Below are 2,827 nucleotides of genomic sequence, written 5' to 3'. Positions count from 1 at the left end.
AAGGAGGGCATACCAGGCGATTAGCGAGGAGATCGAGGAGGTACACGTGCGCAAGCATAGCCGCTTTCAGGGTATACGTGGAAACCCTGCCAGACCAAGGGAAAGCACTCTGCGGCATCGAAGCAACGCTTAGCGAGCTTGGAGAACTCTCAACTAGGACTGAAGGTTTTCTTGAGGAATGGGAAGCGGAAAGGACATACAGTATCTTCCTCCAAGATTATAAAGAGGGGGAAGTAGTGCTGGGGCTGGGAGGGTTGTGCTCTCTAGCCCACTACCCCGGGTGAGGTTGCCCTCCTCTCCCCCAGCCCGTTTTTATGTCGAAATTAGGGGTATTAATTTCCTACTACGTGTATGACGAATTTTGTTCAGCATCATCTCAGCATGATATTAAAAATATACAGTTTATCCCCGGAGCTTTATCTTGAAGGCTGTACTTTAAGGTCCTTAGCTAGGTCTCACCAGGCCTTTTGTTTTCTGAAAAAGGCGTAGTACAACAATTGTTAGAAGGGATATAGACGCGATAGAGACCAGGATTGCGAAGTTAAATTGTTTTTCTAAATCGACGATTTTCTCCTTGAGCTCTTCTACTTGGTTCTTTAGATCACGGTTTTCTTTATGCAGCTCCGTTATGATGGCTGAACAGTTCATTCTGGTTTGGTTAAGTATGTCCATAGCCTGTGAAAGGTTCTGGGTGCATATGTTGTACTGAGAGCAACAGTTTTGTAACTCCTCTGTCAGCTGTGCACAATTACATTGCGTGACCTGCCTGGGAGAGGAATTCTGAGTTTTTTCTCCAAGTGATAGGTAATTCTCAAAAACACCTTGAGCCTTCTTTCCCAGAATTGAATAGCCTGTAGGTCCCTCAAGCCAGACGGCTTCACCCCAGTGGAAGAAGCCGCATAGCCGCTTATACTCACTCGTAAAGAATATCTCCCATAGCTTTGCTTGCAGCTCTTCGTCGAGGTATCCTTTCATTTCCCAGTCCCAAGGTCTTAGACCGGCGTTAGACACGCTTCTATAGCCTATCTCCAGGAATACTACTGGTTTACCGTAAACGTACATCAACGGGGCTATACGTGTGGAGTGTATGTAGTCCCACGAGGAGGAGTTAAGTATCGGGTAATACGCATCAACACCTATGAAGTCTAACATATCTGTGAAGATGGTGGCCTCTGAGCCCCAGTTTGCTGAATATGATATTGGGCCGTAGAATATTTCTCTTACCTCCTTTACTATGCTCCTCCATCGGGGATTGTTCTGGACGAGCGTAAGCTCCGTGCCTATGACAAATGCGTCAACCTTTTCCTCCTCGGCTAGCCCTGCATATTTCAGAGCGAATTCTCTATAACTTTTAAACCATGTCTCGGGGTCAGAGGGCTGAACCTCTCCTGGCCAGCTTCCCTGCACTATTAGACCTATCCTTAGGAAGACCTTTAAGCCTATTTTCCTGGCAGTCCTGATAGATTCGCGTAGGAAATCGTCCGTGACTGTAGCGGTTGAGGGTATTACTATGCTGTATTTAGGTGAAGGCATTTCGTAATAAACTGTGAACTGGACAGCGTTGAAGCCTATCTCGTGGAGTCTTTCAAGGAGACTCGACAGCAGAGAAAGTGAGAGACCAGGCCACAAGGGCACGTTTACCCCTTTGAAGATAGGGCTGCATCGGGGGGCTTCGGCGAAGGAGTAGAAGACATTACTGTCCTCGGCGTAGTCCTCTTGAATAGCTACGGCGTCGCAGTCCCTGAATATGTATGTGAGTGCATCATAACCGATGAGCTTGTTTTCATACGAGGTTTTCGCGCTTGTCGACACGATACACCATACCTGTGAACCCGCGGCTCGTGCACCAGCAACCATGGCGTAGTAGTGCCTTATGTATTCCTCCTTCTTTTCCCCAAAGCCGTAGATCGCGTGCTCCACTGTTACGGCCACGTTTGTAAGGTTAAGCTTTATCCCTCCGACCTCCCGGAATGCATCCTCGGGGAACCAAAAGTTAACAGCTATCATAAGACCCTTGGATCGAGCATAATCTAACAGCTCTTTTTGATGTCTCCTCGCCTCCTCTGCGCTATGAGCAATCTTCGGGATAATATAGTCGAAGCCAAACTCGTCTAGAAATACGCCTTGAACCCCCGTTGCAGCCCAGGCGTCTATTGCATGCCTAGCGGCTTCTATTGGTTGTGCCGCGACTAAGTAGCCATAGAACACAGCTTTCGACTTCTTCACAAGCTTTATCGTGTTCTCGTGCTCCGTGTGGTTCTCCCACTCGAGGCCGTCTCCCAGGACAACTATGTCATACTTGTTGAAGAGGCTTACAGCCTCATCTATGTTCTCGCTGCCGTTGAATAGACTCGGATAACCGTAGTATATGAGGAGCTTTTTAGGAGCCTTAATGCTATGATATTCTACCGCGGGCTGACCGTATACTTGAAACAAGGAGGCTGTTATAGCGGCGACGAGTATAAGGGTTAAAGTGGGGCGTAGAAAGGAAAAAGTAGTATTTGCTTTCATGGAAAATTCTTCGATATTACTCGTGGCCGTATAGTCTCTCTCAGTCTTGATTCCTTTTAGAGCCATCCACATAGGGGTAGTGGCTTTACCTTAATTAAGGTTAGTATTTCCTACTAGACATCCTCCTTGGAAGATATAGGGGATGGAAAAAGAGAAAAACTAAATTTTAAGTCCTAACTCTTTTGCTACCTGGGCAATCTTCTGTTTAACATCGTTGCTCTCAGGTGTCAGGGGGCTCCGAGCATACGGCTTTACAGGAGCTCCAAGCACCTCTAGAAGAGTCTTCACAGAGGTCGGGAAAGATGTTGCATAGTCG

3 protein-coding genes are annotated in these 2,827 nt (G+C 47.2%); 1 reads left to right on the top strand and 2 read right to left on the bottom strand.

From position 1 onward, the window contains the following. Nucleotides 1-284, top strand: a 284-nt coding sequence (locus ACP5KC_RS09880) for a hypothetical protein (RefSeq protein WP_428287458.1), incomplete at its 5' end; no start/stop codon positions are given. Between the two features lie 160 nt (nt 285-444). On the opposite strand, the gene ACP5KC_RS09875 is transcribed toward ACP5KC_RS09880, so the two are convergent. Both ACP5KC_RS09875 and ACP5KC_RS09870 read right to left on the bottom strand, forming a co-directional pair. Continuing rightward, nucleotides 445-2,577: a glycoside hydrolase family 113 gene (locus ACP5KC_RS09875; protein ID WP_428287457.1), complete on the bottom strand. Its 2,133-nt coding sequence runs from the start codon at nt 2,575-2,577 to the stop codon at nt 445-447. A 93-nt stretch (nt 2,578-2,670) separates the two neighbouring features. Then, nucleotides 2,671-2,827: dihydrodipicolinate synthase family protein (locus tag ACP5KC_RS09870; protein WP_428287459.1), on the bottom strand; the 157-nt coding region annotated here is incomplete at its 5' end.

The organism is Infirmifilum sp. (assembly GCF_049970975.1).
GTDB lineage: Archaea > Thermoproteota > Thermoprotei > Thermofilales > Thermofilaceae > Thermofilum > Thermofilum uzonense.
Note: the sequence above shows the minus strand (reverse complement) of the source record. Positions and strands in the feature narration are given on the sequence as shown.